This is a genomic window from Burkholderia sp. E168m22 (genome assembly GCF_001319805.1).
In the GTDB taxonomy this organism is placed as follows: Bacteria; Pseudomonadota; Gammaproteobacteria; order Burkholderiales; family Burkholderiaceae; genus Burkholderia; species Burkholderia orbicola.
Map to the genome: position 1 here is coordinate 1 of NZ_BBSK01000028.1, position 23,455 is coordinate 23,455.

The following is a 23,455-nucleotide window of genomic DNA, read 5'->3' on the forward strand; positions in this document are numbered from 1 at the left end:
GCGAGCCTTCCGACACGGAATCGCCAACCTTGACCTTGATTTCCTTCACGACGCCGCCGACCGGGCTCGGCACGTCCATCGTCGCCTTGTCCGACTCGAGCGTGACGAGCGACTGCTCGGGCTCGACCGTATCGCCCACCTTCACGCCGATCTCGATGACCGGCACGTCCTTGTAATCGCCGATATCCGGCACCTTCACTTCGATCGCTTGACTCATCTGTTTCTGTCTCCATGGCCGCGCGCGCTCCTCGCGGGAGCGGCGCGCGGCATCACACGGCGTGTGCGTTAAACGGTCATCGGGTTGGGCTTGGACGGATCGAGGTTGTACTTGGCGATCGCGTCAGCGACCACCTTGCGCTCGATCGTGCCTTCGTCGGCCAGCGCGTTGAGCGCGGCGACGGTGACCCAGTGACGGTCGACCTCGAAGAAGTGACGCAGCTTCTCGCGGGTGTCCGAACGACCGAAGCCGTCGGTGCCCAGCACGACGAAGCGGCGATCGATCTGGCCACGGATCTGGTCTACCAGCGCACGGACGTAGTCGGTCGATGCGATGACCGGGCCCTGCGTGTCCTTCAGGCACTTCTGCACGTGCGACAGGCGACGCTCCTCCGTCGGATGGAGCAGGTTCCAGCGCTCGATTTCGTGGCCTTCGCGCGCGAGTTCGGTGAAGCTCGGCACGCTCCACAGGTCGGCGGCGACGCCCCAGTCGTTCTTCAGCAGGTCGGCGGCAGCGATCACTTCGTTGAAGATCGTGCCCGCGCCGAGCAACTGGACGCGCGGCGCCTTCTTGTCGGCGTCGGCCTTCTTGAACGCGTACATGCCCTTGATGATGTCGGCCGCCACGTGCTCGCCCTGCGGAATCGCCGGGTGCTCGTAGTTCTCGTTCATCACCGTGATGTAGTAGTACACGTCTTCCTGGTCCTGCACCATGCGGCGCAGGCCGTCCTGGATGATCACCGCGAGTTCGTAGCCGAACGTCGGGTCGTAGCTCACGCAGTTCGGCACCGATGCCGCCCACAGCAGCGAGTGACCGTCTTCGTGCTGCAGGCCTTCGCCGTTCAGCGTCGTACGGCCCGCGGTGCCGCCCAGCAGGAAGCCGCGCGAACGCATGTCGCCCGCGGCCCAGGCGAGGTCGCCGATCCGCTGGAAGCCGAACATCGAGTAGAAGATGTAGAACGGCACCATGATCTCGCCGTGCGTCGAATACGACGTCGCCGCCGCGATCCAGTCGCACATGCCGCCCGCTTCGTTGATGCCTTCCTGCAGGATCTGGCCGGTCTGCGATTCCTTGTAGAACATCAGCTGGTCGGAATCTTCCGGCACGTACTTCTGGCCTTCCTGGTTCCAGATACCGATCTGGCGGAACAGGCCTTCCATGCCGAACGTACGCGATTCGTCCGGGACGATCGGCACGACGCGCTTGCCGAGCGCCTTGTCCTTCAGCAGGATGTTCAGGATCCGCACGAACGCCATCGTCGTCGAGATCTCGCGGCCTTCGCCCGTGCCCTTCAGGAGCGGCTCGAACGCGTCGAGCGCCGGCACCGGCAGCGACGTCGCCTTCTCGCGGCGGTGCGGCAGGTAGCCGCCGAGGTCCATGCGCTTCTGGCGCATGTATTCGAGTTCCTTCGAGCCTTCCTCGAATTTCAGGTACGGCACGTCGGCGATCTGCTCGTCGGTGATCGGCAGGCGGAACTGGTCACGGAACTTCTTCAGTTGCTCGACCGGCAGCTTCTTCTGCTGGTGCGTGATGTTCATCGCCTGGCCCGACTCGCCCATCCCGTAGCCCTTGATGGTCTTCGCGAGGATGACGGTCGGCGCGCCCTTCGTGTTCGTGGCTTCATGGAACGCCGCGTAGATCTTGTGCGGATCGTGACCGCCGCGGTTCAGCGCCCAGATGTCGTCGTCCGACCAGTCGGCGACGAGCGCCTTCAGTTCAGGCGTGTTGAAGAAGTGCTCGCGAACGTACGCGCCCGACTCCGACTTGTACGTCTGGTATTCGCCGTCGACGCACTCCATCATGCGGCGCATCAGCGCGCCCGACTTGTCGCGCGCGAACAGCGCATCCCAGCGGCTGCCCCAGATGACCTTGATCACGTTCCAGCCGGCGCCGCGGAATTCCGATTCGAGTTCCTGGATGATCTTGCCGTTGCCGCGCACCGGACCGTCGAGACGCTGCAGGTTGCAGTTGATCACGAACACGAGGTTGTCGAGCTTCTCGCGGCTCGCCATGCCGATCGCGCCGAGCGATTCCGGCTCGTCCGTCTCGCCGTCGCCGAGGAACGCCCACACCTTGCGGCCTTCCGTCTTCGCGATGCCGCGCGATTCCAGATACTTCATGAAGCGGGCCTGGTAGATCGCCATGATCGGGCCGAGGCCCATCGACACGGTCGGGAACTGCCAGAAGTCCGGCATCAGCCACGGGTGCGGATACGACGAGATGCCCTTGCCGTCGACTTCCTGGCGGAAGTTGTCGAGCTGCTCTTCCTTCAGGCGGCCGAGCAGGAACGCGCGCGAGTACACGCCCGGCGACGAGTGGCCCTGCACGAACACGAGATCGCCGCCGTGCTGGTCGGACGCTGCGTGCCAGAAGTGGTTGTAGCCGACGTCGTAGAGCGTCGCGGCCGATGCGAACGACGCGATGTGGCCGCCGACGTTCGTGTCCTTGCCTGCGCGCAGCACCATCGCCAGCGCGTTCCAGCGCGTGTACGAACGGATGCGGTGCTCGATGTCCTGGTCGCCCGGAATCTTTGCCTGGGCTTCGACCGGAATCGTGTTGATGTACGGGGTATTGGCGGAGAACGGCAGGTGTTCGCCGTGCATGCGGGCGAATTCGATCTGCTTTTCGATCAGGTAATGCGCACGGCCGGTGCCCACGGAGGAGATCACGCCATCGAGCGACTCCAGCCACTCGACGGTTTCTTGCGGGTCGTCGTCACGTTCGGCGGCGACATATTTCATCACTTCGTTCGGTACAGCGGACATTCTCGTCTCCTGGGTCCTGGAATGTGAGGATCGCTCTCGTGCAGACGACGCGACGCGGCCGGCTGCGGGCAAGCTCCGACGGATTGTAATGAGCGTGGACGGGCCTGCGCAACAAAATTTTCGAATTGTGAGATCTTTTCTCGTAATGCGGAATATTGCTGCGCTGCACCCATATTTCGGGGCTCCGCGGCCCGTCTCGTCCGAACAAAACCGTTTCCGTTCAACATATCCGGTATCGGTTTTCCATGTATTGCGCTGCGCTACAATCCTGCCATGTTGACCGATCGGCTTTTCGCACGCTCGGCGCGACCGCCGGGCCCGCCGGCGGAGTCGCAGCCGTCCCGTTGGCACCACGGACCGTGGTGGTCCAACTCCTATTTGCTGACGCCGCTGCTGTCGATCCTGGTGTTCCTCGTGGTGATGAGCCTCATCCTGTGGAGCCTCAACCGGCGCGAACAGCAGCAGCAGGAAGACACCCTGTTCCGCAACGTCGCGTGGGCCCAGCAGCAGATCCGCCTGTCGATGACGGGCGCGCAGGAACAGTTGCAGGCGCTGTCGCGCGACCTCGCGTCCGGCCGCCTCGACCAGAACGCATTCCAGATGGCCGTCGCGGACGTGATGCAGACGCATCCGGAAATCCTCTACCTGAACTGGTACACGGCGCCCGGCGTGCAGCGCTGGCCGACCGTGCATCCGCCGCTGCTCGGCCAGCGCCTCGCGAAGCCCGGCGACGCGCAGATGCAGGACGCCGTGCGCGGCGCGTACGACGAGGCGCGCAGCACGCGCCGCCAGGCCTATTCTCCGCTGATCTACGACGACTTCGGCAACGGCTTCATCACGTTGCAGACGCCCGTGATGCGCGGCGACCGCGAATACCTCGGCTCGATCGCCGCGGTGTTCTCGGTCGAGGGCATCCTGAAGCACGACATCCCGCAGGAACTGTCGTCGAAGTACAAGATCTCCATCACCGATTCGAACAACCGCGAACTGTCGTCCACGTCGACACGCCCGCGCCTGCCGCGCGACTCGCACTACGATCTTCCGCTCGACCCGCCCGGCCAGGGGCTGACGGTGCGCGTGTACGCGTTCCCGCAGCTCACCAACCTGACCAACAACACGCTCGTGTGGCTCGTCGCCGGCCTGTCGTGCTTCGTGCTGTGGAGCCTCTGGAGCCTGTGGAAGCACACGCGCCAGCGCTTCGAGGCGCAGCAGGCGCTGTACGCGGAAGCGTTCTTCCGCCGTGCGATGGAAAACTCGGTGCTGATCGGCATGCGCGTGCTCGACATGCACGGCCGCATCACGCACGTGAACCCCGCGTTCTGCCGGATGACGGGCTGGGACGAAACCGATCTCGTCGGCAAGGTCGCGCCGTTCCCGTACTGGCCGCGCGACGCGTACCCGGAAATGCAGCGCCAGCTCGACATGACGCTGCGCGGCAAGGCGCCGAGCTCGGGCTTCGAGCTGCGCGTGCGGCGCAAGAACGGCACGCTGTTCCACGCGCGCCTGTACGTGTCGCCGCTGATCGACAGTTCGGGCCGCCAGACCGGCTGGATGTCGTCGATGACCGACATCACCGAGCCGAAGCGCGCGCGCGAAGAGCTCGCGGCCGCGCACGAACGCTTCACGACGGTGCTCGAAAGCCTCGACGCCGCGGTGTCGGTGCTGGCCGCCGACGAAGCCGAGCTGCTGTTCGCGAACCGCTACTACCGCCACCTGTTCGGCATCCGCCCGGATGGCCATCTGGAGCTGTCGGGCGGTGGCTTCGATCGCGCGCAGGCATCGTCCGACTCGATCGACATGGTCGACGCGTTCGCGGGCCTGCCGGCCGCCGCGCTGACGAGCAGCACCGCCGATGCGCAGGAGGTGTACGTCGAGAGCATCCAGAAGTGGTTCGAGGTGCGCCGCCAGTACATCCAGTGGGTGGACGGCCACCTCGCGCAGATGCAGATCGCGACCGACATCACGACCCGCAAGAAGGCGCAGGAGCTCGCGCACCAGCAGGAAGAGAAACTGCAGTTCACGAGCCGATTGATGACGATGGGCGAAATGGCGTCGTCGATTGCTCACGAATTGAATCAGCCGCTCGCCGCGATCAACAACTACTGCTCGGGCACGCTCGCGCTCGTGAAGAGCGGCCGCGGCACGCCCGAGACGCTGCAGCCCGCGCTGGAAAAGACCGCGCAGCAGGCGCTGCGGGCCGGGATGATCGTGAAGCGGATTCGCGAATTCGTGAAGCGCAGCGAGCCGAAGCGCCAGCCGGCGCGGGTCGCGGACATCGTCGCCGATGCGGTCGGGCTGGCCGAAATCGAGGCCAGAAAGCGCAGGATCCGGATCGTCACGGAAATCCTCGCAAGAATGCCTATTATTTATGTCGACCCCGTGCTGATCGAACAGGTGCTGATGAACCTGATGAAGAACGCAGCCGAGGCGATGGCCGACGTGAAGCCGGCGTCGGCGGACGGCGTGATCCGCGTGGTCGCCGACATCGATGCGGGCTTCGTCGACATCCGTGTGATCGACCAGGGCCCGGGCGTCGACGAAGCGACCGCCGAGCGCCTGTTCGAACCGTTTTACAGCACCAAGTCCGACGGCATGGGCATGGGGCTGAACATCTGCCGTTCGATCATCGAATCGCATCGGGGGCGTCTGTGGGTGGTCAACAACGTCGAGCCGGATGGCCGCATTTCCGGCGCGACGTTCCACTGCAGCCTGCCCATTGGGGAACCCGCTGATCTCGGCCAAGGGGGGCGCGAGGCATCGGCATCACATACCGTTACGGGAGAACTATGAATAGCCCTGTCACCACCACTCAGGAAACCGTCTTTGTCGTCGACGACGACGAGGCCGTACGGGACTCGCTGCGCTGGCTGCTGGAGGCGAACGGCTATCGCGTGCAATGCTTCTCGAGCGCCGAGCAGTTCCTCGATGCCTATCAGCCGGCGCAGCAGGCCGGCCAGATCGCCTGCCTGATCCTCGACGTGCGGATGTCGGGCATGAGCGGCCTCGAATTGCAGGAACGCCTGATCGCCGACAATGCCGCGCTGCCGATCATCTTCGTCACCGGTCACGGCGACGTGCCGATGGCCGTGTCGACGATGAAAAAGGGTGCGATGGACTTTATCGAGAAACCGTTCGACGAAGCCGAGCTGCGCAAGCTCGTCGAGCGGATGCTCGACAAGGCCCGAAGCGAAAGCAAGAGCGTGCAGGAGCAGCGTGCCGCGAGCGAACGCCTGTCGAAGCTGACCGCGCGCGAGCAGCAGGTGCTCGAGCGGATCATCGCCGGCCGCCTGAACAAGCAGATCGCCGACGACCTCGGCATCAGCATCAAGACGGTCGAGGCGCACCGCGCGAACATCATGGAAAAGCTCAACGTCAACACGGTGGCCGACCTGCTGCGCCTCGCGCTGTCGAAGAAGCAGGCCTGAGCGGGTTCGCCGGCCGCCCGGCCCGCAACCGGTGTTTGCCGCCCCGCGCGATGCGGCCCACTCGCGCGGCGGCGGCCGTTTCTCCCGGCACGCGAGCGCCGCGGCCATGACGCTTCCCGTTGATTCGCTGTCGGACGGCAGCAGGCGAACGGTATAATTACGTGCTTTGCTACGGCGCTTCGCGCGCCGTACGCCCGCATTCCAACTTCCCGGCAGGACCCACCACCATGACAGCCCTCCTCATCGACGGCAACGCCCTTTCGAAGACCTTGCGCGCCCAGGCCGCCGAACGCGCCGCCGCGCTGACCGCACGCGGCCACCAGCCCGGTCTCGCGGTGATCCTCGTCGGCGCCAACCCGGCGAGCGAAGTCTACGTGCGCAACAAGATCAAGGCGTGCGAGGACAACGGCTTCTTCTCGCTGAAGGATGCGTACCCGGCCACGCTGTCGGAAGCCGACCTGCTCGCGCGCATCGACGAACTGAACCGCGACCCGAAGATCCACGGCATCCTCGTCCAGCTGCCGCTGCCCGCGCACATCGACAGCCACAAGGTGATCGAGGCGATCGCGCCGGAAAAGGACGTCGACGGCTTTCACGTCGCGAACGCCGGCGCGCTGATGACCGGCAAGCCGCTGTTCCGCCCGTGCACACCGTACGGCGTGATGAAGATGTTCGAAGCGCACGGCATTGCGCTGCAAGGCGCGAACGCGGTCGTGATCGGCCGCTCAAACATCGTCGGCAAGCCGATGGCGATGATGCTGCTCGACGCCGGCGCGACCGTGACGATTTGCCACAGCAAGACGCGCGACCTCGCCGCGCATACGCGCGAGGCCGACATCGTGGTCGCCGCGGTCGGCAAGCGCAACATCCTGACCGCCGACATGGTGAAGCCGGGCGCGACGGTGATCGACGTCGGCATGAACCGTGACGACGCGGGCAAGCTGTGCGGCGACGTCGATTTCGCGGGCGTGAAGGAAGTCGCCGGCTACATTACGCCGGTGCCGGGCGGCGTCGGCCCGATGACCATCACGATGCTGCTGATCAACACGATCGAATCCGCCGAACGCGCCGCCGCCGCGGCCTGACGCTGCCTTTGCCGAGCCGGTGCGCGGTCCGCGCGCCGGCGCCTCGCCAGCCGCAATCGCGCGGCTGCATCGCGCCGGCCGGCGCGCCGATGCACCTCGCTGCTCGCCCGCCGCCGGTCACCCTTGGCCGGCCGCCCCTGGCCGGCCGCCCCTGGCCGGGCGCCCCTGGCCGGGCGCCCACATCCGACCCTGCGTCAATCGCGTCATTAGAAACTAACGATTGGAAAGCGCACGATGCGCCCCAATAATGTCGGTATCGGGCGCCGCTTCATCGCGCCTCACCCTTTTCATCCCGGTTCATCCGGCAACAGACAGGGAGTCTTATGTCCGCCAGCGCCAACACCAATCCGCTCCTCGACTTCTCCGGCCTGCCCCGTTTCGGCGAGATCCGCCCGGAACACGTGACGCCCGCGCTCGATACGCTGCTCGACGCCGCCAGCCGCGCGGTCGAAGCGGCGAGCGCGAGCGACACGCCGTCGACCTGGGCCGCCGTCGTCGAGACGGTCGAGCAGGCCACGGAGCCGCTCGGCCGCGCATGGGGCATCGTCGGCCATCTGAATGCGGTCGCCGACACGCCCGAACTGCGCGCCGCCTACGGTGAAAACCTGCCGCGCGTGACCGAGTTCTGGTCGAGCGTCGGCCAGAATCTCGCGCTGTACGAAAAGTACAAGGCGATCGCCGCGAGCGCCGAATACGCGACGTTGTCCGCCGAGCGCAAGAAGATCCTCGACAATGCGCTGCGCGACTTCCGCCTGTCGGGCGCCGAGCTGCCCGAAGACCAGAAGCCGCGCTTCGCGGAACTGCAGGAACAGCAGGCCGCGCTGTCGAAGGCGTTTTCCGATCACGTGCTCGATGCAACCAACGCGTACGCGTACTTCGTCACCGACGAAGCCGAGCTGGCCGGCCTGCCCGGCGACGCAATCGAGGCTGCTCGCGAAGCCGCGCAGAAGGACGGCAAGGAAGGCTGGAAATTCACGCTGCATTTCCCGTCGTACTTCCCGGTGCTGCAGTACGCGGACAACCGCGCGCTGCGCGAGACGCTCTACCGCGCCTATGCGACGCGCGCGTCGGAGCTCGGGCCGCAGTACGGCGACGGCAAGGCCGAATGGGACAACACGGCGATCGTCGTCGACGCGCTGAAGCTGCGCCGCGAAGAGGCGCAGATGCTCGGCTACCGCAACTTCGCCGAAGTGTCGCTCGCGCCGAAGATGGCCGAATCGCCGCAGCAGGTGATCGCATTCCTCGAGGATCTCGCGACGCGCGCCCGCCCGCACGCGGACAAGGACTGGGACGAGCTGCGCACGTTCGCCGCGAAGGAGCTCGGCCTCGCCGAACTCGCGCCGTGGGACGTCGCATACGCGGCCGAGAAGCTGCGCCAGCAGCGCTATGCGTTCTCGGAAAACGAGGTCAAGCAGTACTTCCCGGAACCGGCCGCGCTGAAGGGCCTGTTCACCGTCACCGAAACGCTGTTCGGCGTGAAGATCAAGCCGGACGACGCGCCGGTATGGCACAAGGACGTGCGCTTCTTCCGCGTCGAGAACCGCGACGGCTCGCTCGTCGCGCAGTTCTATCTCGACCTGTACGCACGCGAAGGCAAGCGCGGCGGCGCCTGGATGGACGACGCGCGTTCGCGCGCGAAGCGCGGCAGCGACGTGCAGACGCCCGTCGCGTACCTGACCTGCAACTTCTCCGCGCCGGTCGGCGGCAAGCCCGCGTGCTTCACGCACGACGAAGTGATCACGCTGTTCCATGAATTCGGCCACGGGCTGCATCACATGCTCACGCGCGTCGACGAGCTCGGCGTGTCGGGCATCAACGGCGTCGAATGGGATGCGGTCGAACTGCCGTCGCAGTTCATGGAGAATTTCTGCTGGGAATGGGACGTGCTGTCGTCGATGTCGTCGCACGTCGATACGGGCGCGTCGCTGCCGCGCGAGCTGTTCGACAAGATGATCGCCGCGAAGAACTTCCAGAGCGGGCTCGGCACGCTGCGCCAGATCGTGTTCTCGATGTTCGACATGCTGCTGCACGTCGACTTCGACCCGGCCGGCGCCACCGGCGTGACCGCGTTCGCGCGCGAGATCAACGAGCGCTATCACGTGATCCCGCAGGCGGCGTTCTCGCGCTGGCCGAACACGTTCAGCCACATCTTCGCGGGCGGCTATGCGGCCGGCTACTACAGCTACAAGTGGGCCGAAGTGCTGTCGGCCGATGCGTACGCGGCGTTCGAGGAAGCGGCGGCCGCCAGCGGCAGCGTGCTCGACGCGGCAACCGGCACGCGCTATCGCCGCGAAATCCTCGAGGTCGGCGGCAGCCGCCCGGCGATGGAGTCGTTCAAGGCATTCCGCGGCCGCGAGCCGCAGATCGACGCACTGCTGCGCCACAACGGGATGGCCGCGTCCGCGCACTGAGCGCGCTGCCCGGCCCTTCCAGTTGTTCAGGCTGCTCAGGCTGCATCGACAGGCACCGCTTCGGCGGTGCCTTTTTTCATGGCGCGGACGTGTCGTCGCCCACTTCGTCGTCGAACAGCAGGAATTGCCCGTGGCGTTCGGCCGTATCCTCGTCGATGCGCACGCCGACACCGAGCAGCCGTACCGGCTGCGCGCGCCGCAACAACCCCTTCGCGAGCAGCGTGACGGCCGTCTCGGCATTCGTCGCGTCGGCCACGCACTCGACCGTCGTGCGCTGGAAATCGGCGAAGCGGATCTTCACGTACAGCTTGCGGATCGACCGCGCGGCGCCCGCGCGATCGATCCGCGCGTCGAGTTGCACGACGAGGCGACGGATTTCGTCCGCGCATTGCTCGAGTGTCGTCAGGTCGGTCACGTAGGTCGTCTCGACGCTGACCGACTTGCGCTCCTGGTCGGCCTGCACGGGCCGCTCGTCGATCCCGCGCGACAGTTCGTACAGCCGCCGCCCGAACGCGCCGAACTCGCGGTGCAGGTCGATCAGCGGCCAGTCGCGCAATTGCGCGCAGGTCTGGATGCCGAGCCGGTCGAGCCGCGTGGCCGTCACCTTGCCGACGCCGTGCAGCTTGCGCACTGGCAGCGCCGCGACGAATGTGTCGATCTCATGCGGCCGCACGACGAACAGCCCGTCGGGCTTGTTCCAGTCGGACGCGATCTTCGCGATGAACTTGTTCGGCGCGACGCCCGCCGACACGGTCACGCCGACCGTATCGCGCACGCGCTCGCGGATCTCGCGCGCAATCAGCGTCGCACTGCCCTGGCAACGCTCCGACCCGCTGACGTCGAGGTACGCCTCGTCGAGCGACAGCGGCTCGACGTCCGGCGTGTAGTCGCGATAGATCGCCATGATCTGCCGCGACGCCGCACGATACTTGTCCATCGCGGACGGCAAGATCAGCAGGTCCGGACACTTGCGCATCGCCAGCGCCGACGACATCGCCGAATGCACGCCGTAGCGCCGCGCCTCGTAGTTGCAGGTCGCGATCACGCCGCGCTGGTCGGGGCGGCCGCCGACCGCGAGCGGCCGGTTGCGCAGCGACGGGTCGTCGCGCATCTCGACCGACGCGTAGAAGCAGTCGCAGTCGCAATGAATGATCTTGCGCATGCGCGGCGGCGCGTCGCCGGGCAGCGGCGTGGGTAGATCGGCAGGCGGGATGGTGGTCGGGCTCACGGTGCCGATACTGTACAAAAACACAGTGCCGGTTTCAACTGCCGCGTACGCCCGAGGGCGGTCGCAGCCGGCCACCCGGCGCCGGCCATCTGCCGCCGGCCGCGCCGTACTGGCCCGCTTTGTGCGGATCGTACCGGCCGGGCACGGGCAGCGGCCCCTATACTCGTCTGCCACGACACACGAAACGCAAAGGTGACGGATGAAGACGATCGGACTGATCGGCGGCATGAGCTGGGAATCGTCGGCCGAGTACTACCGGATGATCAACCGGCACTCGAAGGCATTGCACGGCGGCCATCACAACGCGAAGAGCGTGCTGGTCACGGTCGACTTCGCCGAAATCGAAGCGCTACAGCGCACGCACGACTGGGCCGCGCTCGGCGAACGGATGGCCGACGCCGCGCGACAACTCGAAGCGGCCGGCGCCGATCTCGTCGTCCTGACGACCAATACGATGCATCGCGTGCACGACGCGATCGAGGCCGCGGTGACGCTGCCGTTCCTGCACATCGCCGATCCGACCGGCAGCGCGCTGCGCGCCGCGGGTGTCGAGCGCGTCGCCCTGCTCGGTACGCGCTACACGATGGAGCTGCCGTTCTATGCGGCGCGGCTGCGCGAGAAATTCGGGCTCGACGTGCTGGTGCCGGACGAACGCGGGCGCGACGACGTGCACCGGATCATCTACGACGAGCTGTGCCACGGCGTCATCTCGGAGGAATCGCGCGCCACGTATGTGTCGATCATCGATGGACTGGCCCAGCGCGGCGCACAGGCGGTGATCCTGGGCTGCACGGAAATCACGCTGCTGATCGGTGCGGACGACTCGCCGCTGCCGGTATTCGATACGACCGCGCTACATGCGAAAGCAGCCGTCGAGTGGGCGGCGCGCTGAACGACACGCGCCATCGCGTATCGACAAGCGTCGCCGAACGGCATCGCCGCATTGTTTCGCGCGCCGGGATTCACTCTCCCGGCGCGCGCGTCGCCGCTCGGCCGACGCCCTGCTCTCGCCCACCACACGGGCCGGCACGAACGGCCCGCGAATCATGCGACTCCGTTCCCGCGGGCACGCCGACACAAGGGGTTATCCATTGGTAATAAAGTGACCGCAAATTGGTACGCGAGCAGCGGCACCGCACTCGACGCTGCTCGTCGCGGTCTCTTTTTCCACCAACCGGAAACAGGAACATGAAAAGACTCAGCACCGTGCTCGGCGCGCTGCTCGCCGTGTCGGCCACGCTCAACGCGCACGCGGACCCCAGCATCACCGCATCGGCCGCCACGATGCCCAGGGACGGCTTCGATCGCATGACGTGGGAGATCACGCCCGAAGTCGTGCCGACCCAGGTCAACGCCAGTTACTACTGGGCCAACCAGTTGTCGTCGCAACACGGCGGACACGCGATCTACACCGGCATCCAGCCGCGCACCCGCAGCACCAACGTGGTGATCTTCAGCGCGTTCGGCACCGGCACGGCGCCGCTGTCGGCGAATTGCCGCGGCGGCGCCGACGGCGGCTCCGGCACGTCGTGCTCGATCGCCTACCCGTGGAAAACCGGCCACGCCTATCGGCTGCAGGTCACCGTGACGCAGGCCAATCGCAGCGACGGGCGCTCGACCGTCGACGGCTTCATCACGGACGTCGCCACCGGCGCCACGACGCCGACCGGCAGTATCGCGGTGCCGGCGGACTGGGGCGGCCTGTCGAGCTCGGCTTACCTGTTCGACGAGTACTTCCCGTTCAACGCCGCGTCGAAGGACCCGATGCAGCGGCCGTGCGTGCCGTATGCGCGCTACATGACGTCGCTGCCGCATTTCTACCTGAAGGATGTGGACTACCCGGCGACCGAGCGGTCGATCCGGCTGAATACGGGCAAGGACAAGTGCGCGGTGCTCTCGGGCACGCCGAACGCACGGACCACGCTGGTCAACACGACGACCTATCTGCTCGAGAACGGCTTCCTGCCCGGGAGCCCGGGCGCGCCGAAATAACAAGCGGACGCGGAAAACAAAAAACCCGGCATGGAGCCGGGTTTTTCGTGGACGAGGTGCGCATCGGTCAATTGCGCGGCACATCGTCTGGTGTGCTTGGTTGCGGGGACAGGATTTGAACCTGTGACCTTCGGGTTATGAGCCCGACGAGCTGCCAGACTGCTCCACCCCGCGTCAGAGAAATAAATTATAGGGTGAGGAAGTACTCACGTCAATACTTTTGTCACAATTTCTGCTTCCCTTCCTCGCGCGACGATGCGTGACCCTGCACGACATCCGCGTTCGCACCCCATGCTCGCGGTAAGATGACGGCCTCCGAATTCACGCCGCACGCCCCTCCCGTTCATGAAAATAGCCACCTGGAACGTCAACTCGCTCAACGTCCGCAAACAGCACGTGCTCGACTGGCTCGCGCAAAGCGGCACCGACGTCCTGTGCCTGCAGGAACTGAAGCTGCCGGACGAGAAATTCCCGCGCGCCGATCTCGAGGCGGTCGGCTACCGCAGCTGGTTCACGGGCCAGAAGACCTACAACGGCGTCGCGATCCTCGTGCGCGACACGCTCGCCGTCGACGAATCGGACGTCGTGCGCAACATCCCCGGCTTCGACGACCCGCAGCAGCGCGTGATCGCCGCGACGGTCGACGGCGTGCGCATCGTGTCCGCCTACTTCCCGAACGGCCAGGCGCTCGACTCCGACAAGTTCGTCTACAAGATGCAGTGGCTCGACGCGCTGCAGGCATGGCTGCGCACCGAGCTGCAGCGCTACCCGAAGCTCGCGCTGCTCGGCGACTACAACATCGCGCCGGAAGACCGCGACGTGCACGATCCCGCGAAATGGGAAGGCCAGAACCTCGTGTCGCCGCAGGAGCGCGCGCACTTCGCGCAGCTGATCGAACTCGGCTTCGTCGATGCGTTCCGCCGCTTCGAGCAGCCCGAGAAAACCTTCACGTGGTGGGACTACCGGATGATGGCGTTCCGCCGCAACGCGGGGCTGCGCATCGACCACATCCTGCTGTCGCCGGCGCTCGCGGCAACCTGCGCGTCGTGCGAGGTCGATCGCACGCCGCGCACGTGGGAACAGCCGTCCGACCACACGCCCGTCGTCGCGATCGTCGGCTGATCGCCCAGGGCCTGTTCACGCGCGATCAGCGCCGCGCGGGCGCCGGCCCGAGATGGGCCCACAGGAAGCCGAATTCGGCCGCATCGGCTTCCGCGCGTTCGAGATCGTCGGCGCTGCCGTGGCCGCCGTCGGTGTTCTCCCAGTACCACACCCGTTCGTGACCGAGCGCCTGCATGCGCGCGGCCAGCTTGCGTGCATGCGCGGGATGCACGCGGTCGTCGCGGGTCGACGTCGTCAGCAGCAACGGCGGATACACGACACCTTCGCGCACGCGGTGATAGGGCGAATACGCTGCCAGCGCCGCGCCTTCGCTCGGATCGTCCGGATCGCCGTATTCGTCGAGCCATGCGGCGCCCGCGTGCAGCTTCGGATAGCGCTGCATGTCGAGCAGTGGCACGCGGCACAGCACCGCGCCGAACAACTCCGGCCGCTGCATCATGCACGCGGCGACCAGCAGCCCGCCGTTGCTGCCGCCCTCGATCCCCAACTGCGCGGCGCTCGTCACGCCGGTCGCAACCAGATCCTCGGCCACTGCGATGAAATCGTCGAACGAACGCTGGCGATGTTCGCGCTGCGCGTCGGTATGCCAGCGCGGCCCGAACTCGCCGCCGCCGCGGATGTGCGCGAACGCCATCACGCCGCCGCGTTCGAGCCAGCCGATGCCGAACGCATCGCTGTAGCCCGGCAGGTTCGGGATCGCAAAGCCGCCATAGCCCGACAGCAGGCACGGCCGCGCGACGCGCGCCACACCTTCAGGTGCGTCGAGCGCATCGCGCGGCCCGATCAGCGTGTACGGCACCACCGTGCCGTCGTGCGAACGCGCGCTCGCGCGCCGTACGACCAGCCCGGCGGCGTCGAACTGCACCGGCGGCCGGTCGAGCAGCACGCGGCGCGACGGTGCATCGTCCGCGCGGTCGGCCAGATCGGCCAGCCAGCATTCGGGCGGATCGAGATAGGTGTCGACGTCGACGTACACTTCGTCGTTCAGCGTCGATTCGACGGGCTCGACGTCGATCTGCGCGTCGCCGGGCCAGTCGAACGGCCGCGCGTCCCACGTCCACGCCCCGTCGTCGGCCTGCCGCGGCTGCCACAGCATCGTGCGGTTGTGCACGTCGTCGAGCCAGCTGGCGATCAGCGTCGTGCGCGTATGCGTCCACGTACAGGCGGACGTCGTCGGCCGCGGCGCGAACAGCGTCGTGAATTCGCGCGCGCCGGCGAGGAACGCCTCTTCGCGAATCGCGAGCAGCGAGCCGCCCGCGTGGCGCACGCCGTCGCAATCCCAGTCGAGGCGCGGCTCCAGCACGAGCCAACCCTCCCAGAACCCGACCTCGACATGCGTCGGCACGTCGTAGCGCGCCCATTCGCCCGCGTCGTTCAACCAGTACGCGTGTGCGTCGAAGAAATCGACGCTGCGCCACGCGACGTGGCGGCGGTCGATCGGGTCGTACCACGCGCCTGCGCTGATGTCGTCGGGTTCGCCGCTGAACACGACGGGCGCGTCGGCAAGCGCCGTGCCGCGCACCCAGCGCCGCGCTTCATACGGATAACCGGCGGCGGTCGCATGCGCTTCGCCGCGATCCCAGCTCACGTACACGGTATCGCGGTCGATCCAGCCGACCGTGTGATGGCCCGGCGCGTCGATCGTGAAACCGCCGTCGACGAAACGGCGCTCGACGAGGTCGAATTCGCGCACGACGACCGCGTCGGCGCCGCCCGGCGATAGCGACAGCAGCACGCGATCGCCGTCCGGATACAGGATCGCCTCCTGCTCGAACACCCACGACTCGCCCTCTTCGGCGCCAAGCGCGTCGATGTCGAGCAGCGTTTCCCAGGCCGGCTGGCCGGCCCGCCAGTCGGCCCAGCGCGTGCGGCGCCACAGCCCCTTCGGATGGAGATCGTCCTGCCACAGGTCGTACGCCCAGTCGCGCCAGCGGGTCGGAATCACCGGGCGTTCGCGCGGCAGATACGCTTTCGCGAGACGCGCGGTCAGCGCGCGATAGGCATCGTCGTCGCGCAACGCGGCGCGGGTGCGCGCATTCTGCTCGTCGACCCACGTGCGGGCGCGCTTGCTGTCGAGTGCTTCGAGGAAACGGAACGGGTCGGCCCCGGCGGGCCAGCGGAAGGATTCGGACATTGAGGATCGCGGAATGGCAAGCTGCATGCAAACCGCGATTATGTCCGATCGCGGCATGCGCGGGCCCGCGCATGCCGCGAATCGTGCTCAGGGTTCCAGATGGAGTTCCTGGATCTTGCGCGTGATCGTGTTGCGGCCGATGCCGAGCCGCTCTGCGGCCTCGACCTTGCGACCGCGCGTGAAGTCGAGCGCCTCGCGGATCACGGCGGCTTCGAAGCGGCGTGCGAGTTCGTCCATCACGTCGGCCGAGTTCTCGCGCAACAGCCGCGCGACTTCGGTGCGCAGCCCGTGCTCCCACAACGGGTAGCCGGCCGGCGCGCTGCCGTTCGCCGCGCTCGCGACGGGCGCGGCCGTCGGCGCTGCACCGATCGCGGCAGGCGCCGCTGCGTGACCGCCGCTGCCGTGCGCGTCCGCGCCGTCGCCCGTCGCGACGACCGGCGCACCGGCCGGCACGAGGTCGGGCGGCAGATCCTTGATCTCGACCGTCTGCGCGGGCGCCATCACGGTCAGCCAGTTCGCGAGGTTCTCGAGCTGCCGCACGTTGCCGGGAAACGGCAGCGACGTCAGGTACGCGAGCGCATCGTCGGACACGCGCTTCGGCTCGACGCCGAGATCGCGCGCGCTCTTCTGCAGGAAGTGGCGCGTGAGCAGCGCGATGTCCTCGCTGCGTTCGCGCAGCGGCGGCAGACGCAGCCGGATCACGTTGAGCCGATGGTAAAGGTCCTCGCGGAACAGCCCCTGCCGCACGCGCGACTCGAGATTCTGGTGCGTCGCGGCGATCACGCGCACGTTCGCGCGCAGCGGGTTGTGGCCGCCCACGCGGTAGAACTGCCCGTCCGACAGCACGCGCAACAGGCGCGTCTGCAGATCGAACGGCATGTCGCCGATTTCGTCGAGGAACAGCGTGCCGTTCTCGGCCTGCTCGAAGCGGCCCTGGCGCGTCGTCTGCGCGCCGGTGAACGCGCCGCGCTCGTGGCCGAACAGTTCGGATTCCAGCAGATCCTTCGGAATCGCCGCCGTGTTCAGCGCGATGAACGGTCCGTTCGCACGCGGGCTGTGACGGTGCAGCGCCCGCGCGACGAGCTCCTTGCCGGTGCCCGACTCGCCGGTGATCAGCACGGTCGCGGCCGAATGCGACAAGCGGCCGATCGCGCGGAACATGTCCTGCATCGCCGGCGCCTGGCCGAGCATCTCGGGCGCCTCGGCCACGCGCTCGTCCTGCGGCGCGCCGCCGCGCAGGCTTTCTTCCACCGCGCGGCGGATCAGCTCGACCGCCTTGTCGACGTCGAACGGCTTCGCGAGGTATTCGAACGCGCCGCCCTGGAACGCCGCGACGGCGCTGTCGAGATCGGAGAACGCCGTCATGATGATGACGGGCAGGCCCGGCAGCCGCTCGTGCATCGCCTGCAGCAACTCGAGGCCCGAGCCGCCCGGCATCCGGATGTCGGACACGAGCACCTGCGGCGTCTCGTGGTCGAGCGCGGCCAGCGCATCGCGCACGTTCGCGAAGCTCTTCGTCGCGAAGCTGTCCCGGGCGAGTGCCTTTTCAAGCACCCAGCGGATCGATTGGTCGTCGTCTACTATCCAGATCGGCTTCATAGGTCGGTCAGGTATGGGTGAATCGCAATGCTGCCGCTCAATGGTCGAGCGGCAGCAGAATCTGAAATTCGGTACGTCCGGGCCGGCTTTCGACCTCGATCATCCCGTCGTGCTGCTGCACGAACGTCTGCGCGAGCGTGAGGCCGAGGCCGCTGCCGTCGTCGCGTCCGGACACGAGCGGGTAGAAGATCCGGTCGCGGATCTCTTCCGGAATGCCGGGCCCGTTGTCGACCACGTGCAAGTCCAGTGCCAGCTTGTACAGGCGCTTCGCGATCGTGATCTTGCGCGCGATGCGCGTGCGCAGCTCGATCTTCGCGTCGCCCTGCGCGATCCGTTCGCGCAGCGCCTGCGCGGCGTTGCGAACGATGTTGAGCAGCGCCTGGATCAACTGCTCCTTGTCGCCGCGCAGGTCGGGCACGCTCACGTCGTAATCGCGCTCGATCGTGAGCCCGCGCGGAAATTCCGCGAGCATCACCGCGCGCACGCGTTCGCACACTTCATGAATGTTCACGTCGCCGACGATGTGCGGATGCCGGTGCGGCTCCAACAGCCGATCGACGAGCGTCTGCAGGCGATCGGATTCCTTGATGATCACCTGCGTGTATTCGCGCAACTCGCCGCGCTCGCGCTCGCCCAGTTCGAATTCGAGCAGCTGGGCTGCGCCGCGAATGCCGCCGAGCGGGTTCTTGATCTCGTGCGCGAGGTTGCGGATCAGTTGCTTGTTGACCGCGGTCAGGTCGTGGATGCGCTCTTCCCGATCGGTGCGCGACTGCCGCTCGTTCTCGAACAGCTCGACGAGCACGAAATCGGGCGCGCTCTCGAGGAAGCCGACGATCGCATGCACGTGCAGCGGTTCGCGGCCGGGCCGGTCGAGCACCGTATCGAGGTGCGTCGCGTGAAAGCGTTCCTGGCCGATCGCGGTGATCGTCGACGCAAGCTCGTTCGCGTTCGGAAAAATCTCGCCCCACGGCCGCTGTGCGAGCTGCCGCCGCGAGATGTCGAGCATCGCCTCCGCGGACGGGTTCGCGAACGCGACCCGCAGCGTCTTGCGGTCGAGCACGATCACGACCGTCGGCAGCGCTTCGAGCCCCGCCAGCAGACCCGAGCGCGCGAGCCGCTCGTCGTCCGTCAGTCGTTCGGGTTGCCCCGTTTTCGCCTTGATCAGATTCTTCAGAACCATCTGCGTGCTTGTCGCGCCTCACCGGGCCAGAAAATGAAAATCGTCGGAACAAAAAAGGGACGGCCGGACGCCGTCCCCTTTCAGACTCCGCCGTTCCCGCCGCCAGCCGCGCGACGGGAACGAACCGGCATGACGGCGCTGAATCGAAGCGCCATCGCCGATTAGAGCGAGTAGTACATCTCGAACTCGATCGGGTGCGTCGTCATGCGGAACTTCGCCAGCTCCTGCTCCTTCAGCGCGAGGTACGCGTCGAGCATGCTGTCCGTGAACACGCCGCCACGGGTCAGGAACTCGCGATCCTTGTCGAGCGCTTCCAGTGCCTGGTCGAGGCCTGCGCAGACGGTCGGGATCTTTGCATCCTCTTCCGGCGGCAGGTCGTACAGGTTCTTGTCGGCTGCTTCGCCCGGATGGATCTTGTTCTGGATCCCGTCGAGGCCGGCCATCATCAGCGCCGAGAACAACAGGTACGGGTTCGCCATCGGGTCCGGGAAGCGCGTTTCGATACGGCGGCCCTTCGGGTTCGACACGTGCGGAATGCGGATCGATGCCGAACGGTTGCGTGCCGAGTAGGCGAGCTTGACCGGTGCTTCGAAGTGCGGGACCAGACGCTTGTACGAGTTCGTCGTCGGGTTCGTGATCGCGTTCAGCGCACGGGCGTGCTTGATGATGCCGCCGATGTAGAACAGCGCCAGTTCCGACAGGCCGGCGTAGCCGTTGCCCGCGAACAGGTTCTGGCCGTCCTTCCAGATCGACTGGTGAACGTGCATGCCCGAACCGTTGTCGCCGACGACCGGCTTCGGCATGAACGTCGCCGTCTTGCCGTACGAGTGCGCGACGTTATGGATGATGTACTTCGACCATTGCGTCCAGTCGGCGCGCTGAACCAGCGTCGAGAACTTCGTGCCGATTTCGTTCTGGCCCTGGCCCGCCACTTCGTGGTGGTGCACTTCGACCGGGATGCCGAGCTGCTCGAGCAGCAGGCACATTTCCGAACGCATGTCCTGGAACGTGTCGACCGGCGCGACCGGGAAGTAGCCGCCCTTCGTGCCCGGACGGTGGCCGGTGTTGCCGCCTTCGAATTCCTTGCCGGCCGACCACGGTGCTTCTTCCGAGTTGATCTTCACGAAGCAGCCCGACATGTCCGTGTTCCACTGGACCGAGTCGAAAATGAAGAATTCCGGTTCCGGACCGAAGTACGCCGTGTCGCCGATACCCGTGCTCTTCAGGTAGGCTTCCGCGCGCTTCGCGAGCGAACGCGGGTCGCGCTCGTAGCCCTTGCCGTCGGCCGGCTCGACCACGTCGCAGGTCAGCACGAGGGTCGACTCTTCGTAGAACGGGTCGACGAAGGCAGCGGTCGGGTCCGGCATGAGCAGCATGTCCGACGCCTCGATGCCCTTCCAGCCCGCGATCGACGAACCGTCGAATGCATGGCCGCTTTCGAACTTGTCTTCGTCAAACGCCGAAACCGGCACCGACACGTGCTGTTCCTTGCCGCGCGTATCCGTGAAGCGGAAATCGACAAACTTGACGTCCTCGTCCTTCACGAGCTGCATGACGTCGGCGACGGTTTTACTCATAACCTCTTCTCCTGATTGAACAATTCCGGCGGACTGGGAAACCGCCTCGTTTATCGAGCTGATCGGGGTCTTGCTTTGGCGCAGCGCGCCCCGATTCGACCGAATTCTATATAGCAGCTTCCGTGCCACCTTCATGCAGGATCGGCGCGAATCGCGTCAGGGCTCGCCAGGACAGGGCTGCGCTGCGCGATTCCGGGGCTTTACCCGCCATCGGTTCCGCCCCGAAAGCACCGACGTGGTGCAACCATCGAGCCCCGTCGCTTCGAGCGAGTTATTTTGGTGCATTCGCGCCATTCTGCACTCTTTTGGTGAGCGCGTGTACGGCCCATGCACCGTGTCGCAGGCGGACGTCCGTGCCGCGACGTCGCGCTAGAATGATCGTTTGACCGATACGGAGACTCCCTACCATGAGTACGCTGGACCAGCTTTACGCGAAGGCCGACGAACGCCGCGCACAAGGCGCGCTCAACTATGCCGGCGCGCTGCTGCCGGTCGAAGCATTCGAACTGCTGCAGCTCGACCCGTCGGCGCGCCTGGTCGACGTGCGCACCCGCGCCGAGCTCGACTGGATCGGCCGCCCGCTCGTCGGCGACGGCCAGTACCTGCACCTCGAATGGACGCGTTACCCGGGCGGCGTGCCGAACGCCGAATTCGTCAACGAACTGAAGGCGGCCCTCCCGGCCGATACGCCCATCCTGTTCCTGTGCCGCAGCGCCGCGCGCTCGAAGCTCGCCGCGGTCGCATCCGCGCAGGCCGGCTTCACGAAGGCGTTCGACCTGCTCGAAGGCTTCGAAGGCGCGAAGGACGCCGAAGGCCACCGCAAGACGGTCGACGGCTGGTGCTTCCGCAAACTGCCGTGGATCGGCGCCTGAGCGCGCGCCGCTCACGCCGGCTGCGACGACCTCATCGTCGAGCCGGGCGATGACATGCCGATGACGGGCCGCGTTGCGCGGCCCGTTGCTTTTGACAAGGCGGCGTGGCAGGCCGCTCAGGCGCGCGGCGTATCGGGCTCGACGACGTCGCCGCCGAGCAGGTGCACGCCTTCGCGCAGCTTCACGAACGCGGCCGCGACCGCTTCCGGCTCGCCCTTCACGCCGAGATCGATGTGACGGCGCGCATAGATGCCGCCGCGCTCCGCGTCGCCGACGCTCGGCAGGCTGAACACGCGCACGCCGGGGAAATCGCGCTCGATCTTCTCCATCAACGGCGTGAGCGTCGATTCCGGCAGCTCGAACACGTACAGCGAGCGCTCGGCATGCGGCGTCGCGTGATGCAGATGCGCGTACTTCGTATCGAGCACCCATTCGATCATCGGCCACGCCATCACCGGGAAGCCCGGCACGAAATGCAGATCGCCGACCGAGAAGCCGGGAATCCGGTTGTAGCCGTTCGGGATGATCGTCGCGCCCGCCGGGAACACGCCCATGTTGAAGCGATGCTGGTTCTCCGGCGACTCGAAGTCGACCGGCGCGGCCGGATCGGTGTGCGTCTCGCGAATGCGCTCCGAAATCAACGTCTTCGCCTCCGGATGCAGCTCGAGCGGCACGCCGAGCGCGGCGGCCGCGCACTGGCGCGTGTGGTCGTCCGGCGTCGCGCCGATCCCGCCCGTCGAGAACACGATGTCGCCCGATGCGATCGCGCGCGCGAGCGTCGCGGTGATACGCGCCGGATCGTCGCCAACGTATTCGGCCCAGTCGAGCGCGAGGCCGCGCGCGCCGAGCAGCTCGATGACCTTCGCCAGATGCTTGTCCTGCCGGCGGCCCGAAAGGATTTCGTCGCCGATGATGATGATGCCGATGCTCATGCCTGCCTCATGTCGATTGCGGTGGCGCGCGCACTGGCGCGCAGGTCTTCCAGCGCGCGCAGGCAGTAGTGCCCGAACCACAGCGCCGAGAAGACGAGGATGAAAGCGTAAACCCAGATCATGGCGGCCGCGACGAACGGGAACAGCACCATCATCCAGACCGACGAGACCCACACGAAGGTCGGCACGGTGCCGAGCAGCCCGGTCGCGACGCCGATGCCGATCAGCGGCCAGCGGTGCCGGCGCACCAGCGCGCGGCGCTCGTCGCGGCTCGCGTGCAGCGCGAGCGCGTCGTAGGTCATCACGCGGTACGTGAGCCAGCCCCAGATCACCGGCGGCAGCAGCGCGAAGAACGGCGGAATCAGCCACAGCGGGATCGTGACGACGAGCAGCACGACGCCGACGATCGCCGCGCCGAGCGAATTGACCACGCTGCCGAAGAAGGTGCCGCCCCGCTTCGCTTCGAGCGCCGCGAACTGGCGATTCGACAGGTGCTTGATCACGACCGGCATCGAGATCGTCGCGATCAGCAGCAGCACGGTCAGCACGATCAGCGGGATCGCGAGCGACACGACCACGAACGGCGCGACGACCGCATGCAGTTGCGACATGCCGATCGCGTCGAACGCGCGATACAGCATGGCCGTCAGCACGAAGCCGTCGAGCGCGCCGCGCGCGAGGTCCAGCAGCGTCTGCCACGAGAACCACAGCACGGCGCCCCACAGCAGCGCCGACACGACGAACGGCATCAGGGTGAGCCACAGCATGCGCGGGTGCAACGCGCTGGCGAGCGCCCGGACGAAGGAACGCAGCAAGTCGTTCATGCGAGCCTATGGAATCTGGATTGACGGAGAAAAACGGGGAAAGGATAAACCACGCGGCCCGCATGCGCCAAAGCGCATGCGGGCCGCGTGGA

At 66.6% G+C, this 23,455-nt stretch carries 17 protein-coding genes and 1 tRNA gene; 8 read left to right on the forward strand and 10 right to left on the reverse strand.

Annotated elements, in window-relative coordinates; translation table 11 throughout:
* Together AP428_RS08295 and aceE are read right to left on the reverse strand one after the other, a co-directional pair.
* The coding region (locus AP428_RS08295; RefSeq protein ID WP_304502887.1) for a biotin/lipoyl-containing protein at positions 1-217 on the reverse strand (217 nt) is incomplete at its 3' end.
* 68 nt (positions 218-285) lie between these two features.
* Positions 286-2,982: a pyruvate dehydrogenase (acetyl-transferring), homodimeric type gene (aceE, locus tag AP428_RS08300; RefSeq protein ID WP_012328827.1), complete on the reverse strand. Its 2,697-nt coding sequence runs from the start codon at positions 2,980-2,982 to the stop codon at positions 286-288.
* A 273-nt stretch (positions 2,983-3,255) separates the two neighbouring features.
* Here aceE and fixL point away from each other — a divergent pair, with 273 nt between their 5' ends.
* The 4 genes from fixL to AP428_RS08320 all read left to right on the forward strand — a co-directional run bounded on the left by fixL (position 3,256) and on the right by AP428_RS08320 (position 9,903).
* Positions 3,256-5,772, forward strand: coding sequence for an oxygen sensor histidine kinase FixL (gene fixL, locus AP428_RS08305; protein ID WP_006478377.1), 2,517 nt, complete (start codon positions 3,256-3,258; stop codon positions 5,770-5,772).
* The gene (fixJ, locus tag AP428_RS08310; protein WP_006493245.1) at positions 5,769-6,407 is read left to right on the forward strand and encodes an oxygen response regulator transcription factor FixJ; all 639 of its coding nucleotides are present in this window, start codon (positions 5,769-5,771) and stop codon (positions 6,405-6,407) included. Before fixL ends, fixJ begins: the two co-directional genes overlap by 4 nt.
* A 227-nt stretch (positions 6,408-6,634) precedes the next feature.
* Positions 6,635-7,492, forward strand: a complete 858-nt coding sequence (gene folD / locus AP428_RS08315) for a bifunctional methylenetetrahydrofolate dehydrogenase/methenyltetrahydrofolate cyclohydrolase FolD (RefSeq protein ID WP_011694326.1) — start codon at positions 6,635-6,637, stop codon at positions 7,490-7,492.
* Between the two features lie 323 nt (positions 7,493-7,815).
* Entirely contained in the window at positions 7,816-9,903 is a 2,088-nt protein-coding gene (locus tag AP428_RS08320) for a M3 family metallopeptidase (RefSeq protein ID WP_012328829.1), read from the forward strand.
* Between the two features lie 76 nt (positions 9,904-9,979).
* On the opposite strand, the gene dinB is transcribed toward AP428_RS08320, so the two are convergent.
* Entirely contained in the window at positions 9,980-11,155 is a 1,176-nt protein-coding gene (gene dinB / locus AP428_RS08325) for a DNA polymerase IV (protein WP_054927965.1), read from the reverse strand.
* A 175-nt stretch (positions 11,156-11,330) separates the two neighbouring features.
* Here dinB and AP428_RS08330 point away from each other — a divergent pair, with 175 nt between their 5' ends.
* Positions 11,331-12,023: an aspartate/glutamate racemase family protein gene (locus tag AP428_RS08330; RefSeq protein ID WP_054927966.1), complete on the forward strand. Its 693-nt coding sequence runs from the start codon at positions 11,331-11,333 to the stop codon at positions 12,021-12,023.
* A gap of 296 nt (positions 12,024-12,319) precedes the next feature.
* Positions 12,320-13,123 (forward strand): DUF3472 domain-containing protein, encoded by an 804-nt coding sequence (locus AP428_RS08335; RefSeq protein WP_054927967.1) that lies wholly within the window; start codon positions 12,320-12,322, stop codon positions 13,121-13,123.
* A gap of 97 nt (positions 13,124-13,220) precedes the next feature.
* Here the strand turns inward: AP428_RS08335 and AP428_RS08340 are convergent.
* Positions 13,221-13,297: transfer RNA gene (locus AP428_RS08340), tRNA-Met, on the reverse strand.
* Positions 13,298-13,468: 171 nt separating this feature from the next.
* Here AP428_RS08340 and xth point away from each other — a divergent pair.
* Entirely contained in the window at positions 13,469-14,245 is a 777-nt protein-coding gene (xth, locus tag AP428_RS08345; protein ID WP_006478369.1) for an exodeoxyribonuclease III, read from the forward strand.
* A gap of 25 nt (positions 14,246-14,270) precedes the next feature.
* On the opposite strand, the gene AP428_RS08350 is transcribed toward xth, so the two are convergent.
* From AP428_RS08350 to glnA, 4 genes are all read right to left on the reverse strand, one after another.
* Positions 14,271-16,379, reverse strand: a complete 2,109-nt coding sequence (locus AP428_RS08350) for a prolyl oligopeptidase family protein (RefSeq protein WP_054927968.1) — start codon at positions 16,377-16,379, stop codon at positions 14,271-14,273.
* 87 nt (positions 16,380-16,466) lie between these two features.
* Complete coding sequence (gene ntrC / locus AP428_RS08355) at positions 16,467-17,978, reverse strand: nitrogen regulation protein NR(I) (protein ID WP_023477459.1); 1,512 nt, start codon at positions 17,976-17,978, stop codon at positions 16,467-16,469.
* A 37-nt stretch (positions 17,979-18,015) separates the two neighbouring features.
* Positions 18,016-19,158 carry a nitrogen regulation protein NR(II) gene (glnL, locus tag AP428_RS08360; protein ID WP_006478366.1) on the reverse strand — a complete coding sequence of 381 codons (1,143 nt, stop codon included), beginning with the start codon at positions 19,156-19,158 and terminating at the stop codon, positions 18,016-18,018.
* Positions 19,159-19,319: 161 nt separating this feature from the next.
* On the reverse strand, positions 19,320-20,735 hold the full coding sequence (gene glnA / locus AP428_RS08365) for a type I glutamate--ammonia ligase (protein ID WP_011549441.1): 1,416 nt from the start codon (positions 20,733-20,735) through the stop codon (positions 19,320-19,322).
* Between the two features lie 407 nt (positions 20,736-21,142).
* Here glnA and AP428_RS08370 point away from each other — a divergent pair, with 407 nt between their 5' ends.
* Positions 21,143-21,607 (forward strand): rhodanese-like domain-containing protein, encoded by a 465-nt coding sequence (locus tag AP428_RS08370; RefSeq protein ID WP_006478364.1) that lies wholly within the window; start codon positions 21,143-21,145, stop codon positions 21,605-21,607.
* A 116-nt stretch (positions 21,608-21,723) separates the two neighbouring features.
* On the opposite strand, the gene AP428_RS08375 is transcribed toward AP428_RS08370, so the two are convergent.
* The gene (locus AP428_RS08375) at positions 21,724-22,539 is read right to left on the reverse strand and encodes a molybdopterin-binding protein (RefSeq protein WP_054927969.1); all 816 of its coding nucleotides are present in this window, start codon (positions 22,537-22,539) and stop codon (positions 21,724-21,726) included.
* Complete coding sequence (locus tag AP428_RS08380; protein WP_054927970.1) at positions 22,536-23,363, reverse strand: EI24 domain-containing protein; 828 nt, start codon at positions 23,361-23,363, stop codon at positions 22,536-22,538. Before AP428_RS08380 ends, AP428_RS08375 begins: the two co-directional genes overlap by 4 nt.
* Positions 23,364-23,455: the final 92 nt, after the last annotated feature.

Excerpts from the sequence above, each read along its gene's own strand:
- AP428_RS08350 (WP_054927968.1), bottom strand. The coding sequence starts at position 16,379 with ATGTCCGAATCCTTCCGCTGGCCCGCCGGGGCCGACCCGTTCCGTTTC.
- AP428_RS08370 (WP_006478364.1), top strand. The coding sequence starts at position 21,143 with ATGAGTACGCTGGACCAGCTTTACGCGAAGGCCGACGAACGCCGCGCA.
- aceE (WP_012328827.1), bottom strand. The coding sequence starts at position 2,982 with ATGTCCGCTGTACCGAACGAAGTGATGAAATATGTCGCCGCCGAACGT.
- AP428_RS08320 (WP_012328829.1), top strand. The coding sequence starts at position 7,816 with ATGTCCGCCAGCGCCAACACCAATCCGCTCCTCGACTTCTCCGGCCTG.
- folD (WP_011694326.1), top strand. The coding sequence starts at position 6,635 with ATGACAGCCCTCCTCATCGACGGCAACGCCCTTTCGAAGACCTTGCGC.
- AP428_RS08380 (WP_054927970.1), bottom strand. The coding sequence starts at position 23,363 with ATGAACGACTTGCTGCGTTCCTTCGTCCGGGCGCTCGCCAGCGCGTTG.
- glnL (WP_006478366.1), bottom strand. The coding sequence starts at position 19,158 with ATGGTTCTGAAGAATCTGATCAAGGCGAAAACGGGGCAACCCGAACGA.
- xth (WP_006478369.1), top strand. The coding sequence starts at position 13,469 with ATGAAAATAGCCACCTGGAACGTCAACTCGCTCAACGTCCGCAAACAG.
- fixJ (WP_006493245.1), top strand. The coding sequence starts at position 5,769 with ATGAATAGCCCTGTCACCACCACTCAGGAAACCGTCTTTGTCGTCGAC.
- AP428_RS08375 (WP_054927969.1), bottom strand. The coding sequence starts at position 22,539 with ATGAGCATCGGCATCATCATCATCGGCGACGAAATCCTTTCGGGCCGC.
- AP428_RS08330 (WP_054927966.1), top strand. The coding sequence starts at position 11,331 with ATGAAGACGATCGGACTGATCGGCGGCATGAGCTGGGAATCGTCGGCC.
- fixL (WP_006478377.1), top strand. The coding sequence starts at position 3,256 with ATGTTGACCGATCGGCTTTTCGCACGCTCGGCGCGACCGCCGGGCCCG.
- glnA (WP_011549441.1), bottom strand. The coding sequence starts at position 20,735 with ATGAGTAAAACCGTCGCCGACGTCATGCAGCTCGTGAAGGACGAGGAC.
- ntrC (WP_023477459.1), bottom strand. The coding sequence starts at position 17,978 with ATGAAGCCGATCTGGATAGTAGACGACGACCAATCGATCCGCTGGGTG.
- AP428_RS08335 (WP_054927967.1), top strand. The coding sequence starts at position 12,320 with ATGAAAAGACTCAGCACCGTGCTCGGCGCGCTGCTCGCCGTGTCGGCC.